At 37.8% G+C, this 19,258-nt stretch carries 16 protein-coding genes; 5 read left to right on the top strand and 11 right to left on the bottom strand.

Going from position 1 to position 19,258, the window contains the following annotated elements:
* Positions 1-23: 23 nt before the first annotated feature.
* Complete coding sequence (locus tag FVA72_RS07980) at positions 24-1,646, top strand: NAD+ synthase (RefSeq protein ID WP_004264936.1); 1,623 nt, start codon at positions 24-26, stop codon at positions 1,644-1,646.
* A gap of 12 nt (positions 1,647-1,658) precedes the next feature.
* Entirely contained in the window at positions 1,659-1,997 is a 339-nt protein-coding gene (gene glnB, locus FVA72_RS07985) for a nitrogen regulatory protein P-II (RefSeq protein ID WP_004912721.1), read from the top strand.
* Between the two features lie 187 nt (positions 1,998-2,184).
* Here glnB and hmpA read toward each other — a convergent pair whose 3' ends face one another.
* On the bottom strand, positions 2,185-3,384 hold the full coding sequence (gene hmpA / locus FVA72_RS07990) for an NO-inducible flavohemoprotein (RefSeq protein WP_004264934.1): 1,200 nt from the start codon (positions 3,382-3,384) through the stop codon (positions 2,185-2,187).
* Positions 3,385-3,845: 461 nt separating this feature from the next.
* Between hmpA and glyA the strand changes: the two genes are divergently transcribed.
* Both glyA and FVA72_RS08000 read left to right on the top strand, forming a co-directional pair.
* Positions 3,846-5,099 carry a serine hydroxymethyltransferase gene (gene glyA, locus FVA72_RS07995; RefSeq protein WP_004264933.1) on the top strand — a complete coding sequence of 418 codons (1,254 nt, stop codon included), beginning with the start codon at positions 3,846-3,848 and terminating at the stop codon, positions 5,097-5,099.
* Between the two features lie 81 nt (positions 5,100-5,180).
* Complete coding sequence (locus FVA72_RS08000) at positions 5,181-6,332, top strand: 3-phenylpropionate MFS transporter (protein ID WP_137018940.1); 1,152 nt, start codon at positions 5,181-5,183, stop codon at positions 6,330-6,332.
* A gap of 38 nt (positions 6,333-6,370) precedes the next feature.
* Here FVA72_RS08000 and FVA72_RS08005 read toward each other — a convergent pair whose 3' ends face one another.
* The 10 genes from FVA72_RS08005 to FVA72_RS08050 form a co-directional block, all read right to left on the bottom strand.
* Positions 6,371-7,075: a fimbrial biogenesis chaperone gene (locus tag FVA72_RS08005; protein ID WP_110591967.1), complete on the bottom strand. Its 705-nt coding sequence runs from the start codon at positions 7,073-7,075 to the stop codon at positions 6,371-6,373.
* A gap of 13 nt (positions 7,076-7,088) precedes the next feature.
* Positions 7,089-8,168: a fimbrial protein gene (locus FVA72_RS08010; protein WP_036959002.1), complete on the bottom strand. Its 1,080-nt coding sequence runs from the start codon at positions 8,166-8,168 to the stop codon at positions 7,089-7,091.
* Positions 8,169-8,179: 11 nt separating this feature from the next.
* The gene (locus tag FVA72_RS08015) at positions 8,180-10,684 is read right to left on the bottom strand and encodes a fimbria/pilus outer membrane usher protein (RefSeq protein WP_110591966.1); all 2,505 of its coding nucleotides are present in this window, start codon (positions 10,682-10,684) and stop codon (positions 8,180-8,182) included.
* A gap of 14 nt (positions 10,685-10,698) precedes the next feature.
* Positions 10,699-11,388: a fimbrial biogenesis chaperone gene (locus FVA72_RS08020; protein WP_165119682.1), complete on the bottom strand. Its 690-nt coding sequence runs from the start codon at positions 11,386-11,388 to the stop codon at positions 10,699-10,701.
* A gap of 49 nt (positions 11,389-11,437) precedes the next feature.
* Complete coding sequence (locus FVA72_RS08025) at positions 11,438-12,028, bottom strand: fimbrial protein (RefSeq protein WP_036958998.1); 591 nt, start codon at positions 12,026-12,028, stop codon at positions 11,438-11,440.
* 417 nt (positions 12,029-12,445) lie between these two features.
* Positions 12,446-13,723: a TRAP transporter large permease gene (locus FVA72_RS08030; RefSeq protein WP_004264925.1), complete on the bottom strand. Its 1,278-nt coding sequence runs from the start codon at positions 13,721-13,723 to the stop codon at positions 12,446-12,448.
* Positions 13,714-14,193: a TRAP transporter small permease gene (locus FVA72_RS08035; protein WP_004264924.1), complete on the bottom strand. Its 480-nt coding sequence runs from the start codon at positions 14,191-14,193 to the stop codon at positions 13,714-13,716. The genes FVA72_RS08030 and FVA72_RS08035 overlap by 10 nt, the downstream gene beginning before the upstream one ends.
* A 77-nt stretch (positions 14,194-14,270) precedes the next feature.
* Entirely contained in the window at positions 14,271-15,275 is a 1,005-nt protein-coding gene (locus tag FVA72_RS08040) for a C4-dicarboxylate TRAP transporter substrate-binding protein (protein WP_004264923.1), read from the bottom strand.
* Positions 15,276-15,325: 50 nt separating this feature from the next.
* Positions 15,326-16,771 carry a tagaturonate reductase gene (locus FVA72_RS08045; protein WP_172974392.1) on the bottom strand — a complete coding sequence of 482 codons (1,446 nt, stop codon included), beginning with the start codon at positions 16,769-16,771 and terminating at the stop codon, positions 15,326-15,328.
* 364 nt (positions 16,772-17,135) lie between these two features.
* Positions 17,136-18,041, bottom strand: a complete 906-nt coding sequence (locus FVA72_RS08050; protein WP_004264921.1) for a GntR family transcriptional regulator — start codon at positions 18,039-18,041, stop codon at positions 17,136-17,138.
* Between the two features lie 132 nt (positions 18,042-18,173).
* Here FVA72_RS08050 and FVA72_RS08055 point away from each other — a divergent pair, with 132 nt between their 5' ends.
* Complete coding sequence (locus tag FVA72_RS08055; protein WP_004264920.1) at positions 18,174-19,202, top strand: zinc-binding alcohol dehydrogenase family protein; 1,029 nt, start codon at positions 18,174-18,176, stop codon at positions 19,200-19,202.
* Positions 19,203-19,258 lie beyond the last annotated feature (56 nt).

Consider the following 19,258-nt stretch of genomic DNA (forward strand, 5'->3'; position numbering starts at 1 on the left):
CGCTCCGGGAGAAAAAACACCTTATGAGCCGTAAGCTTAATATTTCACTAGCACAACTTAATTGGTTAGTCGGTGACATCGAAGGCAACTGCGATCGCATGTTGCAAGTTGTGAGTGAACAAGCACCAAACACAGATATTGTCATGTTTTCAGAGCTGTCTTTGACAGGGTACCCACCAGAGGATTTAATTTTCCGAGCTGATTTTGAGGACCGCTGTTTAGTACAACTCGACCGTTTGCAAAAAGCCAGCCAAGAAACGGCAATTATTGTTGGTCATCCATGGTATGAAGGGGATGATATCTATAATGCATTGTCTTTTTTCTATCAAGGCAAATTGCATGCACGTTATTTTAAACAAGAATTACCAAATTACGGCGTGTTTGATGAGCCTCGTTATTTCACCGCAGATGAAAAAACCTGTGTTGTTGAATTTAAAGGTTACCAGCTCGGCTTATTGATTTGCGAAGATATTTGGTATGACGAACCGGTTGATGCAGTAAAAGGAGCTGGCGCTGAAATATTACTGACAATCAATGCATCTCCTTATGATATTAATAAAGAACATATTCGAACTGATTTATTAGTCGATCATTGTAAACGCACTCATATGCCAATTGTGTATCTCAATCAAGTTGGCGGGCAAGACGAATTGGTGTTTGATGGTGGCTCAAAAATCATTGCAAACAAAGGCAAGCAAACCTTTAAATTGGAAGAATTTAAAGAGCAGGTTATCACAGTGCAATTTGATGAACTTGCATTGGTGAGCGAAGGTAGCGTATTTATTGAGAATGACCCTGTGGCGCAGGTATACCAAGCTTTAGTCATGTCTACTCGCGATTACATCAATAAAAATGGTTTTAATGGGGCTATTTTAGGGCTATCAGGCGGGATTGATTCAGGGTTAACAGTGGCTATTGCCGTTGATGCAATAGGGAAAGAGCACGTGCAAGCGGTCATGATGCCATTCCGCTATACTTCTGAGATGAGTATCCACGACGCTAAAGAACAAGCTGATTTGCTTGGTGTTGAATTCGATATCGTATCTATCGAACCGATGTTTGATGCTTTTATGGCACAGTTAACGCCTATGTTTGAAGGAACCGCGGTTGATACAACTGAGGAAAACTTACAAGCGCGTTGCCGAGCCGTTATTTTAATGGCGATGTCGAATAAACGTCGTCGCTTAGTTTTGACTACCAGTAATAAAAGTGAGTCAGCGGTTGGCTACTCGACATTGTATGGTGATATGGCGGGTGGTTTTGACGTGTTAAAAGATGTGCCTAAAACCCTTGTCTTTGAGTTGGCTAAATACCGTAATACTATCTCTCCAGCAATCCCACAACGTGTGATTGATAGGCCGCCATCAGCAGAACTTGCGCCAGGGCAATTAGATCAAGACAGTTTGCCACCTTATGATGTGTTAGATGCATTATTAGAAGGCTATGTGGAAAAAGACTTGTCAGTTAATGACCTAATCAAACTTGGTTTTGATAAAGACGTGGTACGCAAAGTTGTGCGCCTTGTTGATATTAATGAATATAAACGTCGTCAGGCGCCTGTTGGGCCACGTATTACGATGCGTAATTTTGGCAAAGACCGCCGTTATCCGATCACCTCAGGTTTTGGCCGTAAAAACTGGTCATAACAGGAATTATTTATGAAAAAAATTGATGCAATTATAAAGCCATTCAAACTTGATGATGTTCGTGAAGCGCTGGCAGAAGTGGGCATTACTGGAATGACAGTGACTGAAGTGAAAGGTTTTGGACGTCAAAAAGGGCATACTGAACTTTACCGTGGCGCAGAGTATATGGTTGATTTTTTACCTAAGGTAAAAATTGAAATTGTTGTACCAGATGACATCGTTGAAAACTGCGTCGAAACCATTATGCAAACTGCGCAAACTGGCAAAATTGGTGATGGAAAGATCTTTGTTTATGATGTCGCTCGAGTGATCCGTATTCGAACCGGTGAGCAAGACGAAGAAGCAATTTAATAAATTAAGTTTGTATGAAAATGCGGTAACGGAAAATACACAGGAATGGGATTAGAATTGTGTATTTATTATGCGAGCCCGTTACCGCTAAATTAGAAAACTACGAACATTTAACTAGTTAACCCATTTTCTTCAGTTAATATGTTTCATAGAATGCTCTTCTAAACAGAAGAGCATTTTTTGTGAATTAATTGAGGGGTAATACCTTGTGTGGTCCAAAACATTCATAGTGAATAGCACTGGTATCGACACCCATTGCAATTAGCTGCTTACCTACGTGCTGCATAAACCCAACAGGGCCACAGAAATAGAATTGCATATTCGGTTGCTCAATCCATTCACGTACCAATTCTAAATTCATTAAACCTTCATATTGGTAATCAAACCCGAGACGATCTTCCTCTCTTGGTTGATTAAACCAAATCGCGGATTGGCTGGTTTGCTGTTTTGCTAATAGTTGTTGAATTTCGTGCCTAAAGGCATGAACGGCACCATTTTCAGCGGCATGGAACCAATTAACTTGTGCGTTGTGACCTTGTTCTGTTAGATGATTTAACATGCTCAGCATTGGAGTTAAACCAACGCCTGCAGAGATCAAGGTAACAGGTGTCTGACCATCAACATCAATAAAGAAATCACCACATGGAGGGGCGAGCAGTACACTATCACCTTCATTTAATTGTTGATGTAAGAAATTAGAAACGGAGCCTTGTTCTTCACGTTTTACCGCAATACGGTAGCTACGGCCATTAGGTGCAGTGGTCAGAGAGTATTGGCGGATTTCTTGGTTTTCAAATCCCTGGTTGTTGACATAAATAGTGATATATTGGCCTGGGCGGTAATCAGCGACAGGTTGCCCATCGACAGGAACAAATTCAAAACTTGTAATCACATCACTTTGTGGTTGTTTTTGCGCTAATTTAAACTCACGTAAGCCTTCCCAACCCCCATTTTTATCCGCATTTTCTTGGTAAATTGCAGCTTCTCTACCAATAAAAATATCGGCTAAAACACCGTAAGCTCTTCCCCATGCATCAAGAACCTCTTGGCCTGGGTTGAGGAGTTCATCAATAGCCGCGAGTAAGTTTTCCCCGACGATTGGATAGTGCTCAGGTTTAATATTTAAGCTTACATGTTTTTGGGCGATTTTTTCGACAGCTGAAATAAGAGCCTCAGGAGTTTCAATATGCACAGCATATGCGCAGATAGCGTTGAAAAGGGCTTCTCGTTGGTCCCCATTCACTTGGTGAGTCATGTTAAAAATATCTTTTAATTCAGGATGCTGTTTAAACATCCGATCATAAAAATGCGCGGTCAGTTTTGGCCCTGTTTCAGCAATGGCAGGAATGGTTGATTTAACAATGGCAATGGTTTGGCTATCTAGCATACAGGTGCTCCTGAATTATTTTCATGTTCTCATTATAGTTATGGCAAAGGGCAAATTTTTGCGATCTAAAAATATTCCTTTGTAGATTAGTTAGATAAATTTATTTCATCTCAGCTAACCCCTATTTTTTTGCGAACGATGAAGGTGATTATAAAGATGTATTTTAAATACAACTTATAATATTTACGTGTTTATGTAAAGACTCAAATCGGAAAAATAGGGTGGATTTAGGCACATAATGAGAAGGGAATAGCAAATCTGGATGTTTGTCCGTTAAAAATTAAAATTTGAGCTATTTTATAATGAAGCCTTCAGAAGCAAATGAAGTGAAAAAAATTAATGCAATCGTTTGCGTATATTTTTTCTTTAGGGCTATCTCAAGAGAGAAAAAGAGTTTACACTGTGTGTCATTGCGATGAATCGATTTTCAACCTATTGAATTGCTGAGGCAGGAGAAGCGAATGTTAAAGCGTGAAATGAATATTGCTGACTACGATCCGAAATTATGGGAAGCAATGGAGCAAGAAGTACAACGTCAAGAAGAACACATTGAATTAATTGCTTCTGAAAACTATACCAGTCCACGAGTCATGCAGGCTCAAGGTTCTCAGCTAACCAATAAATATGCAGAAGGCTACCCAGGCAAACGCTACTATGGCGGTTGTGAGTATGTTGACGTGGTAGAGCAATTAGCGATTGACCGTGCGAAAGAACTATTTGGTGCTGACTATGCGAATGTGCAGCCGCACTCAGGTTCTCAAGCTAACGCTGCAGTTTACATGGCGTTATTACAGCCAGGTGATACCGTTCTGGGAATGAACCTAGCACATGGTGGCCACTTAACTCACGGTTCACCGGTTAACTTCTCAGGTAAACTGTACAATATCGTTCCTTACGGTATTGATGAAAGCGGTAAAATTGACTATGACGATATCAAAGCGCAAGCGGAAAAACACAAACCAAAAATGATTATCGGTGGTTTCTCTGCGTACTCAGGTGTCGTTGATTGGGCAAAAATGCGTGAAATCGCAGATGGTATAGGCGCTTACCTGTTTGTTGATATGGCTCACGTTGCAGGTTTGATTGCTGCGGGTGTTTATCCAAACCCAGTTCCTCACGCACACGTTGTGACAACAACTACACATAAAACTTTAGCAGGTCCACGTGGTGGGTTAATTTTAGCTAAAGGTGGTGACGAAGAGTTGTACAAAAAAATCAACTCAGCGGTATTCCCTGGATCTCAAGGTGGCCCTTTAATGCATGTTATTGCAGGTAAAGCGGTTGCTCTGAAAGAAGCGATGGAACCTGAATTCAAAGTTTATCAACAGCAAGTTGCTAAGAATGCGAAGGCAATGGTCGATGTTTTCCAAAAACGTGGCTACAAAGTGGTATCTGGCGGAACTGAAAACCACTTATTCTTAGTTGATTTGGTTGATAAAGACATTACAGGTAAAGATGCAGATGCTGCACTTGGCCGTGCGAATATCACTGTTAACAAAAACAGTGTACCGAACGACCCTAAGAGCCCATTTGTAACGTCTGGTGTACGTATTGGTTCTCCTGCGATTACGCGTCGTGGCTTCAAAGAAGCAGAAGCGGGTGAGCTAGCTGGCTGGATGTGTGATATTCTAGACAACCTCAATGACGAAGCGACCATTGAGAGCGTGAAGCAAAAAGTATTAGCAATTTGCAAAAAATACCCAGTTTACGCATAACATAACGTATTATTAATTACTGAAACCCGCTTCTACATGTATGTATGAGCGGGTTTTTTGCATTGAAAAAACGGAGGAGTGATGGTCATTCCATCAACGCGTTGGCTAGCTATTGATTATTTTACCTACTTTTTTGCCTACAGTATTTTCTTGCCATTTTGGTCAGTTTGGCTACAAGGTGAGGGAATTGATGCAGAAATGATTGGCGTTTTGTTAGGGGTCGGGCTCGCTGCTCGTTTCCTTGGTGCGATGTTTATTACTCCTTTAGTTAAAGAGCCCTCGAAACTTATTACTGCTCTGCGCTTACTCGCAGGGCTTTCACTTATTTTTTCTGTCGGTTTTGCTCTGGGTTCTCACTGGGCATGGCTGTTGTTTGTAATGATTGGGTTTAACTTATTTTTTGCACCAATGGTTCCACTGGGTGATTCACTGGCGGGGACATGGCAAAAACAATTTACCTTTGACTACGGCAAAATTCGCGTTTGGGGTTCGATAGCTTTTATTATAGGTTCCTCACTGATGGGGTATTTAGCCGGTGTTTGGGGAAATAAAGCCATCATGGTGGCCTTGATAGTAAGCTGTTTAGCATTATTACTAGGCGCAATGCTGAAACCAGCAATTATGCCAATGGGGGCAGCGAAAGCGGATGGTGGTAATAAGGTTACGTTTAAACAATTGATTGCGGATAAAAACGTCGTTAGGTTTCTTATCTGTGTTACGTTACTGCAAGGGGCTCATGCGGCTTATTATGGTTTTGCTTCCCTATTTTGGAAAGAAGCCGGCTATTCAGATTTAGTTATCGGTAATTTATGGTCGCTCGGTGTGGTTGCTGAAGTCATTGTATTTATGTTAAGCCTCCGTTTATTTAGGCGTTGGAGCGCTCGAAATTTACTGTTGTTATCTGCCTTCTGTGGAATTATTCGTTGGGGCTTGATGGGAGCGTTTACTGCATTACCGGTATTAATCGTGGTACAAATTCTTCACAGTGGTACTTTTACGATTTGCCACCTAGCCGCAATGCGCTTTATTAGTGCGAGAAAAGAAAATGAAATTATCCCATTACAAGGTGTTTACTCCGCACTCGCAACTGGCGGCGGGTTAGCCGTACTGACTATTATTGTCGGATACATTTATGAGCGAGTGCCTGCTCATCATGGGGTGGTGTTTTACTTAATGGCTCTTCTCGCTGTACCTGCCGTGTTTATCCGCCCTAAAGTGGTGGCTCAATCTTAATATTCACCTGCCAAGTTATAGAAGCGGTTAAGCCTATTTTATAGCTTGGTTTGGTATTGAATTTGTTTTCCAGTATCGTCAATGTAAATCATTGTTATATTTTCTCCGTGATTAATATCAGCGGTTGAAAAGTAAGTTTGTGATGAAAATGGCTCTACCATCGAGCTTTTTGCAATAGAACGACTTTTATTATTAGCCAGATAGATATTGGCAATATTTAAAAAATAAGGGGTGGGGTTATTGACGACAATACCGTCTTTAGCTAAATGAAATTGGATGTTTTTGATGACATTGTTTGGCTTTTCTGTGAGGTTTGTAGGGCGATAAAAAACTTTAATTCGTGTTTGAATGGCAAACTGTAGCATATTGGCACTATTTATTTGCTTTGGCTTTGGCGCAATATCTAATACATTTAAATAAAATACAGACTCTTTATTCGTAGGGAGTTTGTCACCAATAAAACGTATTTGTAATTGAACTCCGTCATTTGCTGCGATTTTAGTGACGGGGGGCGTTACAATAAATGGTGCGTTCGTCGTTTCTGGTGTCGAGTCCGGATTACCTTCATCCACCCAGCTTTGAGTTAATGTGGCTTGTTCACTGTAATTAGTAAGTTGAATTCCGACGGATTTTTTATCACTAGGAAAAATAATTCGTGTTCCTTGCAAAACAAGACTTGCACTTGTTTGGAAGCTAAAAAATAGTAATGTAGCGAACCCTGTAATTTTAATGAATTCCACCATGGTATTTTCCTTGTTAATTATATGACATCACTACTGTTGCCGTACTTGAGACTTGCCCTTGAGTGACACTATTTGTGTTGTATGCATAGTAATAAGCACCTAAATTTACTGAAAAAGAAGGGGAGATTGGATTTCCCTTGAGGACAGTAAAAATATTTGTCGCTCCATTTTTAGCTGCCACGCTATCTGAAAGCACTAACGGTGTATTGAGATTACTTGCGCTAACTAATCGGAAGCCAACGCCTTTAGCGCCTTGACTAATGGTATTATTCAATGTTGCTTTATCATTTGAGAGCAAATTGCTACTGGATAAAAAAATAGATACATCACGAGAAGCATTACCGCCTGCTAAAAAGTCTTGGCAAGTAAAATTAAGTGTGAATGGCGTGTAGCCCGCTCTGGTTGCAGTTTTCACTGCATTGATGCTTACTGGGGGTAGCGAAACGACTAAACCTTGGTTAACAAAATTACAGGTAGTGAGGATTGGATTATAAGTTAAGGTAATTGGTTGTAAGTAGATATCATCAGCACTGGTTGGCCATTGCAGCGTTAACAGAAAAGTGACTAATTTAGATACAATATCTAATAGCCACTGTAAAATTCCCAAGCTGGATGCATCAGAGGCGAGTACGATAGGGGTAACTGTGGCGGTGCTTCCTGATACTTCGACATAGTTGGTTCCGGGTTTAGTCGCAAGCAAATTAAATTGAACGGTAAAATTTGTATCGAGTTCACTACCTTGATGTACACCTTCCGTAAGGCCGATAACCCTATCTTTTTCTAATGCAGTGACTGTAATTGAGACAAACTGCTTTCCACCATTAAAACCAATAGTGGCGGTTCTGCCTTGGAAAGGAGATGCGATACCAATAGAGTTAGGAAAAAGTATCCCTCTTGCAGTACAGGTAAAAGTCCCAGGGTAGATGGTTCTACTATTTTTACTAACTTGAGTCGATGTACTGGTGAGCTCTGTCGATAAATCAAAAGCAAGAGCGGGAGCCGTCACAGTAGAAGTTTGTCTACAATGTGCTGAGGAAAACTGGCTGTAAGCCAATATACTGGAAAACATCAGTGCTAAAGTGATTTTTTTCATCATATTTTCCTTTATCGACAGAGGTTTTTGTTCTTATCCATCGTGTTGAGTAGTGGCTCAATAACACATGTCTGTTTCCCTTTAAGCTTTATGTGTAATGCCATCGGTAATTGCTCACTTTTGATATACATCACGCCAGATTGGCCGACATAACCAATACTCTGTTGTTTAGCATCTGTGATTTCTGTTCCAAAAGGTAAGCTATCGCCATTAGCAAGAGCGCCACGGATGATATAAGTTTGTCGAGTATCGGTCTCGAGTTTGATGTAATTTACCGCCCCTTGATATGGACTTACATTTGCCATATTACCGAGCACCTCAGCGCCTGCGGTTTTCTCTGTATCTGTCAAGGTATAGGTATTGGTTCTATAGGGTGTGGAGTTAGCGACTAAAACAACACCTTGTTGATTAGTTAAAGTGGTTTTATCGGCATTGACCATCATGTCACTGGCCATTGGAGCATCAATGATGGTGTAGGTCTGTCCTGTTTCTCCTGAAAAAACAATATGTCCAGGAATAGCAACCAGAGTTCCTTTGGCACCTAAACCCGTTTGGCGGTAATTATTGGCCTCTGTGTAAGATCCTGAAAGCGTGCTAGAGGGAAGCTGATAGCTGACGTTCCCACCAACTAAGTTATTACCACCGCTTTGGTTCGTTGCAGTTAGCGTATAATTGACTTGGTCATTTTTACCTGCAATACCACTGACACTCAGCGTAGTTTGTTGATAACGAGAGTCGGTGAAATAGCTTCCCATACTAATATTGGCGCGTTTTTCAAATAAAGAAAAAGGAACACTAAAGTTGGCATAAATACGAGTTTCTTCTTCGCTGTCGTAATTGCGAACACGTGAAACAGACACACTATAGGAAATATCGTTATAATTGTTTGCATAACCGGCTTGATATTCACGGCTATTACCGTTTGCATTCCAATAATCACGGTGTGTACCCGATATGAATACCGAACCATAACCATCAGCTAATTGTTGGTTTAAATTCAACGTAAATGTGTTTTTAGCACGTGAACCACGTAAAGCGTCATAATTAGTGAGTGAAAGCTCAGGTGGAATATTATTGCCGAGTTTTTCTGATAACTGGTCTTGATAAGCTTTCCAAGCGCGATAATTATCTTGGGAATAAATGGCATCAATAAAGCTATAGTAACCACTAGTGGAATAACGATATGACGCCAAGGTTAAATTGGTCGATGTTGCATTAATATATTTGTTATAAGTCAGGCGGTAGCTTTGCCCACTGTGATTTCCTGAATCCAATTTAGTATTTGCTTGCGTAATGTCAGCTGAAATGGCCCCAAAACTAAAATTCCAACCACTCCCTATAACGCCAGAATAGTATTTTTCGCTAAATAGCATTCCTGCATAAAGTGTCACTAAATTATTTAATCCATAGTGAAACTCACCTTGAGTAAATTTGGGTTGATAATGGGTATTGTCGATTTTAGTTTGCCCAGCAATAAGGCTGTAATTATAAACGCCCTGTTTGAGCATGTCAGGTACAGCAGAATAGGGCACAGTAAAGGTTTCTTGCCTTCCATCAGCTTCTTGGACAACGACGAATAAGTCACCTCCACCAGCACTAGGCTGCAGGTCATTAAATGCAAACTCACCAGGGGGAACGCTTTCTTGATAAACCAGATTATTATTTTGGTACACGCTGACTAAGGCATTTGTTTGAGCGACACCGCGTATAATAGGTACAAAATTTTGACTTGAATTTGGCAACATACTAGCTTCTGTTGCCAATGCAATCCCTCGAACTCGAATACTATTAAATAGGGCTGCGGGTGTATAAAAATCACCTAATTTCAACCCGGATTTGATTGCACTAAGAGGACGATAAATATAACGGGTATTGTTTTTCCATTTTTGGCTACTATGAGAGCTATGTCGATAGCTGGATTCATCTCTAAATTGCCAAGCGCCTAAATTAACGCCTGAATTTAAGGTAGCAAAAAAATTGTCACTGCTGGTTTTAGAGTTTTTTTTCTCTTTGTAACTATAATAATTTGTATTATAAGAAAAAATAATTGCAGGTTCGCCATAATTCCAGAGACTGGGGTCAACATAGTTAGCTTCGAGTTGTTTCAGAGCGATTTGAGGGACGGTAATATCGAGTCGTAGGTCGTTGATATTGAATTTATATTTTATATTGGCCACTAAATCATCAATAGGAATAAATGACTGTTGTTTGGTTTGTTCAATCACCTCAGAAGATAAATTCAGGTTTAATTTCTGCACATCATCAGCAGCAAGGCTAATCAGTTTACCATCATTATTGATATCAATTTCAAATTGGCCTTTCCAATTATTATTTACATAAAGGTCGGCTAATTGTTTACCTGATGGAATTTTACTGTCGGTATAGAATCGTGAAATATCTCCTTGTGCAGATTTGCCTACCAATAGGGAAGTCTCAAACTCGTCCGCTATTGAGTTCTTTTGATAACTTTGTAGTCCTATTAAGATTAGGAGGTAGAGATAGTTTTCTTTTTTCACGATGATTTCTTCTATTAAAGTTTAATGTTTTTAGATTTGAAAACACCATAGTCATCCACATACATTAAAATAAGATCGTGGCTTTTCATTGTTCCTTTAATAGGTAATTCTTTTTCAGACATAGGGGCAATCATCGCAGAATCAATTAATGAATTATTTTTATCGTCCGATGGTGTGATAGCTGCAATAGTTAAATGGTATTGCGAGTTATTTTTAACTAATATGTTATTATTTTTAATCTGGTAGCTCGCATGATTAATGACTTCATCGGAGGATTCGGTTAGACCAATAGGACGATAAAAAATTTTAATTCGTGAGCGTGTGGCTAGCTGAATTGCATTTTTGCCTTTAGCAGATTCTGGCGTTTTAGGAATATCTAAAACATTTAAGAAAAATACACTTTCAACATTGTCAGAAAGTTTTCCGGGTATTTTTTTTATTTTTAATTGCTGACCTTGTAAACCTTCAATTTTAACAATAGGAGGGGACAAATAAAAAGGCGCTTCAGAGTTCTCAGGTGTGGAATTTTCATCACCGTTATCAATCCATGACTGAACAAGAGACGATGTTTTGCTATTATTGGTTAATTGTACAGTAATACTATCAGCGTCAGCAGGATATATAATTCGAGTGCCTGTAATAATAACATTAGATAATGTTGAGCTCGAAAATAAAATAGTGAGTAATAAAACTAGAGTTTTCATAATAGTATCCATTTAAAGCCAGGCTAATAAAAGCCTGGCTAAGTCATAATTATAAATAGGAAACTGTATATATTACATTTGATTGCAAAAGACCGACTTTGGCAGCAGTTGCATTAGTTTTATAATAACTGGCTATTAAATTGAGTGTAGCGCCTGTCGCGCCACCAGTGTCAGCCCCTGTAAGGTTAGTATCAAAGGCCACATTGAGTGGAATTGCGGTTGTTGGAGTGCTGGTTTTAGATAAACTAAATCCAACATTTTTAGCAACGGAAGCATCATTTTCATTGACGGAAGTATTCACTAAATACAAACCGGAAGGGGAAATATTACTTGACGAATAAAAGTGTAATTTCAGATTACTTACAGGAGTGCTCGCAGGTGCACAATCAGAGAAAGTTAAAGAAAATTGTTTTTGATTTTTAGAAATAACCGTCGCGGCAGTGGTCCCTGCATCTGTTACGGTTATTGGGTCAAGAACAACAGTCATATCGGCACTATTTCCGCCATTAATAGTACAAGTTGTATCGCTTATTGCTCCAGAAATTGAAATAATTCCTCCAGCACTGTTAGTTATTGCAAGTGCTGAACCTGATATAACAGATAACGAAAGTAAAGACAGAGGTAGTATATATCTAGACATAATTAACCCCATAAGGTCAAAGTAAAATAAAGTGATATAACTTTGATTAACAGCTGAATGTAAATTAGCTGTGTTATTTTATGCTAGATATAAAATATATTTTTTTCAAATTAAAAATAAAAAAATATTTAATGAGATTAGTGTCTTTTTTATATGTATGAATTTAATGTGATATTGTTTTTCTAATTACTTTATGTTGACTCGTAATAAGTGTAATTTTTGATGGTTGGTAGTTTATCTTTTTGAGTATTTCTTGTTGTGCATGTTATTGTGACAAGGATAAAGATCAATTAACTTAACAATAAACAAAAGTAATATTAATTTGTGAAATTAAATAAAATTTAATTTATAAAAAATTAATTGATAATAAAATGGCAAGTCATAGTTAATGACTTGCCATTGAGATATAATTTTATCTTATAAGCTAGGTAGGAAAGTCGTAAATACAGGCATAAAAGTGACTAAGAGTAATACGATAATTAATGCAAAGAACAGTGGCATGACCTCACGAATAAAGTCTGAAATACGTACACCAGTAATCGATGTGGCAACAAACATTACCGTTCCCATAGGGGGTGTTAAACATCCGATAGCTAAATTAAGGATCATGACAATCCCAAAATGGATAGGGTCAATTCCTAAAAGTTTTACTGTAGGCATTAATAATGGAACAAGGACAATAATTGCTGCATTACCTTCAATAAACATACCTAGAATTAAAAGCACCGCATTGACAATCATTAAGAAGACATATGGATTATCAGAGAAACTGGTCATCATTTTGGCAACATCTTGTGCCACTTGCTCGTTCGTCAATACCCATGCTAACGCAGAACAAGTCATAATAATGAGCATTATGCTTGCTGTTGAACGAGCTGTTTCTAAAAATGAGGCCGCAATGTCTTTTAACTTCATTTCACGATAAAAGAAGGTACCAATTACAATAACGTAAAGTACAGCAATAGCACCAGCTTCTGTCGGTGTAAAAATACCAAAGCGAATTCCGCCAATAATAACGAGGACTAGGAGGAAAGCTGACATTGCTCCTTTACCTGTTTGGTAAACTTCAGCAAATGTAGGCGCTTTGTCTCTAGCAGGTTTGTATCCACGTTTTTTGGCAATAAGATAAATTGTAACCATTAAAGCAACGCAGCACATTAAACCAGGAATGATTGCAGCCATAAACATCTTACCAATAGAGACATCGGCAACAAATCCATAGATGATTAATGCAATACCCGGTGGAATTATAGGTGTTATTAATGATCCTGCAGCAGTGACAGCGGCAGAGAAGCTTTTCCCATAACCTAATTTGGTCATTTCGGGTACTAACATTTTAGATAACATGGCACAGTCAGCAAGGTTAGATGCAGAGAGCCCGCCCATCATTGTACTTAATAATACGTTAGATTGGGCAAGTCCCCCTGGGTAGTGCCCAGACAGTGTGCCAGTAAATTTTAACATTCGGCTAGTGATACCCGTGTAATTCAAAAGGTTACCTAACAGAATGAAAAAAGGAATAGCAAGTAACGTGACATTTTCTCCTGCACCAATAATGCGCTGAACTGCAATAAGAGGAGATATATCACCAGCAGAAAAGAAATAAGTGAGTAATGCAATTAGCACACTTAAAAAAATGGGAACATTAATTAAAAAGCAGAATATTAATACAATACAGGCGATAATTACTGACATGGTTTATCTCCTTTTATTAATTTACTCATGTCTTCCAGTAAATGTTGGATAGAAAATAACACCATGATGGATGCGCCAATGGGAACAGAAAGGTCGATATAGTAATAAGAAACACCAATAATTGGTGTTATTTTATCTTCTGCGATAATCGAGAGTTCATATCCAAGATACCCAAAAATTGATAAAGCAATAATGGCCATAATATGCGTAATGACCGCGATAGCTAATTGTACTTTTTCAGGAAATAAAGAGGTAATAGCATCAATACTGACGTGCATTCTTTTACCCGCAGCGGATGCTGCTCCAATCATAACCAACCATATGTAGCAAATAATTAAAACTTCCTCACTCCACATTAAAGGGTCATTAAGAAGCCAACGCATGAATACAGCAAGAATGGTAATAATGACGATAGCGGCAACGGCAAGCGAAGCCACTATATCACTTAATTTCCCCAGAAATTTAAACATAAAAGATCCTTGCGAGAATAATAGTCAACCATTTGTATTGTAAAAATATTGGCGGTGTTAACCGCCAAGTAATAGGGTTAATTATTAATAATATCTTGAGTTTGTTGATATAAATTCGCAGACCATTCAGGGAATTCATTATAGAAAGGCTTAGATTTTTCTTTGAAGAGCGCTCTGTCTACTTCAACAACAGTTACACCTTCACTTTTCATTTTTTCAATAATCTCTTTTTCTTGTTGTAAGACTAAATCTGTTAAAAATTGCCCAGCTTCATTTCCTGATTCAACTAAAGCCTGCTGAATATTTTCAGGTAATTTAGCGTAGGTTTTGCTGCCCATGACTAAGTTGGTTACGTTTTCTACATGGCCCGTTAGAATTAAGAATTTGGCTGCTTCATGGTGTTTTTGCCCATATAGCACTGGAATTGGGTTTTCTGCACCATCAATAATTTTGAGATTAAGTGCAGTATAAACTTCAGCTAAAGGTAATGGTGTTGGTGTGGCTCCCATTGCCTCTAAACCTTTAATTTGAATTTTATTGTTGGGGACGCGAATTTTTAAACCTTTTAGGTCATCTGGGGTTTGGATCATTTTATTGGCTAAGATATGACGTGAACCATATAGCCAATCTTTAGAAACCACATGAAGGCCTTTTTTGTCTAACTGTTGTTCTAAGGAACCATACCAAGGTGAGGCATTTAATTTAAAAATATCTTTATAAGATAGCCCTAAGTACGGCCCAAACATAATACCGTAATCAGGTACATAATCAGAAAAGAAGGCACCATCTGCTAAGGTAATTAATGGACTACCTAACTTCATTTGTTCGATGACATCTTTTTTAGAACCTAATTGTGAGCTTGGGTAAGGAATTAACTCACCTTCACCATTAGTTTTTTCATTGAATTTCTTTGCCCATTCGTGGATAGCTAAGTCAAAAGGCTCTCCGGGGTTATTTTCATAAGCGACTTTTAGCTTATATTTAGCATCGGCGAATGCGGCACCTGTCATGCTGCCCATTAATAGCATTGTGCTGAGTGTTAAGCTAAGAAATGTTTTTCCGTTTAATGTGCTCAGTTTCATAAAGGTATCTCCTGTAGGGGGATTTATTGTTTTAAGTATTTAGTTTTTTTCTAACCAATGTATTTTTTGCGTAGCATTATTTCTGTGCCACTATTCAGAATATCTGTGATTTTTTGGCTCACATCATCTTGTAATTGTGGTATTTCGTTGAGGTTTAATCCCCATAAATCAGACATTGCTAGCACATTTTCAGTCAGTTGTTTTACATTTGAGTCATAGAGCTCATTCCAAGCTTTAAAGCGTTCGAGTAAATAATCATCATCATTTAAAGGAATGAGTTGTTCACCCTGTTTTCCTCGATAGAAAACAATAAGTGCAGCAAGTGAAAATGAAATGCAATAAGGAATTTTATTGTATTGCTTAACATAAGAGATTAATTGAGGTAATAAACGAGTTTTAAATTTAGTTAGCGAGTTTAGAGAAATTGAAAGTAACTCATGCTCTATATATGGGTTATTAAAACGGTCAATTACTGCGGAGGCAAAAGCCATAAGCTCCGAAGGGCTTTGAGATAAAACAGGAATAACCTCATTATCAATTAAATCTTTGATGAAAGATAAAAAGATTGGGTTGGTAGTGACATCACGAACAGTTCGAATCCCTGCTAAATAAGCAACGGGAACCATCGCAGTGTGTGCACCATTTAAGATTGCAACTTTACGTTCTTTGTAGGGTTTTATGTCATCTACTACTTTGATATTTAATGGCAATTCATTTAACTTTAGCTTCTTCTCTAGTATTTTTGGCCCTTGAATAACAAATAAATAGAAATATTCAGCAGTGACGAGAAAATCGTCTTTATAACCTAATTCTTTTTCCAGTTTTTCAATTTCATTTTTCGGGTAGCCAGTAACAATTCTATCGACTAACGTAGAACAAAACGTATTACTGCTATTTAGCCAAGCGATAAAATCCGTGGGAAGTTGCCAGTCTTGTGCATGTTGATTTACAAACTCTTGTAACTTATCGCCATTATAGTCAATTAACTCACAGGGGATGATGAACAACCCTTTGCTACTATCGCCATTAAAATGTTGAAAGCGGTGAAATAAAAATTGAGTAAGCTTTGCAGGGAAACTACTTGCTGGTGTATCTTCTAAGCGTACGTCGTGTTTATATACGATCCCTGCTTCCGTAGTATTAGAGAAGATCCATTGTAATTCGGGATTTTCTGCACACTTTAAAAATTTATCATATTCAGAATAGATAAGTATTTCACGGTTAACCGAATTAATAATTCTTATATTAGAAACACTTTGTTTTTGTTCATTAATCCCCCTGGTGATGGCAGTATAAAGTCCATTTTGTTGATTAATTGAGGGATGTGATGAGTCAATTGGCCTGACAAGCGTAATGCCACTATTGAAATCTGTCTTTTCATTCAGTTGGTCAACCATCCAGTCGATAAAAGCACGTAAAAAATTACCTTCTCCGAATTGTAAAATTCTCTCTGGGTATTGCTTATTAGCCATTGACTGTCTATTTAAGTAATCCATGACCATTCCTCTAGTTATTATGTGTATTAATCATCTGGTGTTGATTCAGACTAGAAGTATTTTTTTCTATGGACTATTAATTGCATCAATTTTGTGGAATGAATGGCTTTTTGATGTTTTTAATGTGTTTTTTATCAGTTAAAAACAGATGAATTATTGATAGATTAAATCTGTTCAATAAATATGTCTTTTAATTAATTGAAATATAGTGATAATTTTATTTTCTATAATTTTTGATAATAATAATTTTATAATTAAGCTGTTTTTTTACTGAAAAATTCAGGTTTTGTTTGATGTGTACCATTATCGACCCAAAGAAATAATTCGTCATTGGCCATCCATTGGCCTTGTAAACTAATGTTATTTATTCATAAGTTTGCTGTATGGAGTTGATCATAGTTCGTTTAGCGGTATCTAAATGATGTCTAAGTTCATTCATCGCGACAATATCATTACGGCTAATTAACGCACTTAAAATGGTCATGTGTTCTTCAATTGCCAGTACATTTCTTTCTTTTAAATCTGATTCATCCCATTGATATTGAAAATGAAATATCACAGTGATGATTTCAAGAGATTGATTAAAAAATGGGTTGTTGGCACCCGATAAAATAAGGCTATGTAGTTCATAATCTAGTTGAGAAAAGTCGCGGTAATTGATAGTAACGGTTTCACGCAGTGTTCTATGTTTGAGTAATAGCTCTTTCGCTAAAATCCAACGATGGTCATCTGGTGGTAAATTTAAAAAATGAGTCAATGCATTGGTTTCTAGTAACTCCCTAAACTCAAAAAGTTTTTCTGCGTATTCACGTGAAAACTTCATCATATGCCAATTTCCTCGGTGGGTGTTTTTAATTAACCCATAACGGGAAAACTCCACTAAGAACTCCCGAACAACACTAGAACTTACATGACTTTTTTTTGCTAATTGTAATTCAGTAAAAGTATCTCCGGGCATCAATTCTTTGCGTTTAATCATTTGATAAAACGCTTTTTCGAATAAGACGATTTGTTGATCAGGGAGACTTGATTCAACAGGAAAGAAATCAGTTTTATTGGGATAGCGAATGACATGATATTCATTCCCTTGTTTTTCAATGATTTTCTTTTCTAATAAATATTCGAGGGTATGTCTCACGGTGGTTCGACTGATATTAAACATCTCTGCTAAAGAAGATTGTGAGGGGAAAGGGGATGTTAATAAATTTTTATGTATGGCATCTAAGAATTCATTAATTGACCCATAGCGTATATTTTTACTCCTCACCATTTAAATACTCCTTGAATCTGATTTTTATTCTTTAAAGACCGATTTAAAACCGATTTAAAAACATTTAATCACAAAATTCGGTTGTTAATTATCTAGTCTATGTTTTTTAAATTAAAAAAGACAGATAAATTGATGGAGGGAAATATGAAACAATTGATTTGCCAAGAACCTAAACAATTAGTCTATCAACAAGTTGTTGAACCTACAGTTCAAACTGGGCACGTAAAAATAAAAATTCATGCGGTTGGTATATGTGGAACTGATATTCATGCATGGGGAGGAAACCAGCCATTTTTTCAATATCCACGAGTATTAGGACATGAAATTTCTGGAACTATTTGTGAGGTTGCATCAGATATCACGCAGTGGAAAGTCGGGCAACGTGTTGCGGTGATGCCTTATGTCGCATGTTACGAATGTGGTGCATGCAAGGAAGGAAAAACAAATTGTTGCGAAAAAATTTCAGTTATTGGCGTTCACGAAGACGGGGGTTTTTGTGAATATTTAAATGTTCCAGAGAAAAATGTATTAGCGATTGAAGACACTGTCACAGATATTGATGGCGCCTTGATCGAACCATTTTCAATCAGTGCTCATGCCGTCAGGCGTGCGCAAGTTAAAGCGCAAGATACTGTTTTAGTCGTAGGGGCTGGACCGATAGGGCTTGGCGTTGCTGCAATTGCCAAAGCGGATGGTGCTAACGTATTAGTGGCTGATACCAGTGAGGCACGTCGCCAACATGTTGAAAAGGTCTTAGGCTTAAAAACGTGTGACCCAGCGGCTGAAAATTACTTATCAAGCATTGAAGGCCATTTTTCAGGCATGCTTGCTGAGAAAGTCATTGATGCTACGGGGAATCAACACGCAATGAACACCGCGGTGAATTTAATTCGTCATGGTGGTTTAATTGTATTTGTTGGCCTATTTAAAGGTAATTTATCGTTTCCAGACCCCGATTTCCATAAAAAAGAGACAACAATGATGGGGAGTCGTAATGCAACGCCTGAAGACTTCAATAAAGTTGCAAGATTAATGGCTGAAGGTAAGTTATCTAGTGGGATGATGCTAACACACCAATTTGACTTTGATACCATTGGTGATGTTTATGAAAGTGATGTCATTAATAATCGTGAATTAATTAAAGGTGTTATTTTGTTTTAAATAGCAATTTATTTTAAACAAACATTTATTTTAAATAACAACAAAAACCCACAATA

This window comes from Providencia sp. PROV061 (assembly GCF_011045655.1).
In the GTDB taxonomy this organism is placed as follows: domain Bacteria; phylum Pseudomonadota; class Gammaproteobacteria; order Enterobacterales; family Enterobacteriaceae; genus Providencia; species Providencia hangzhouensis.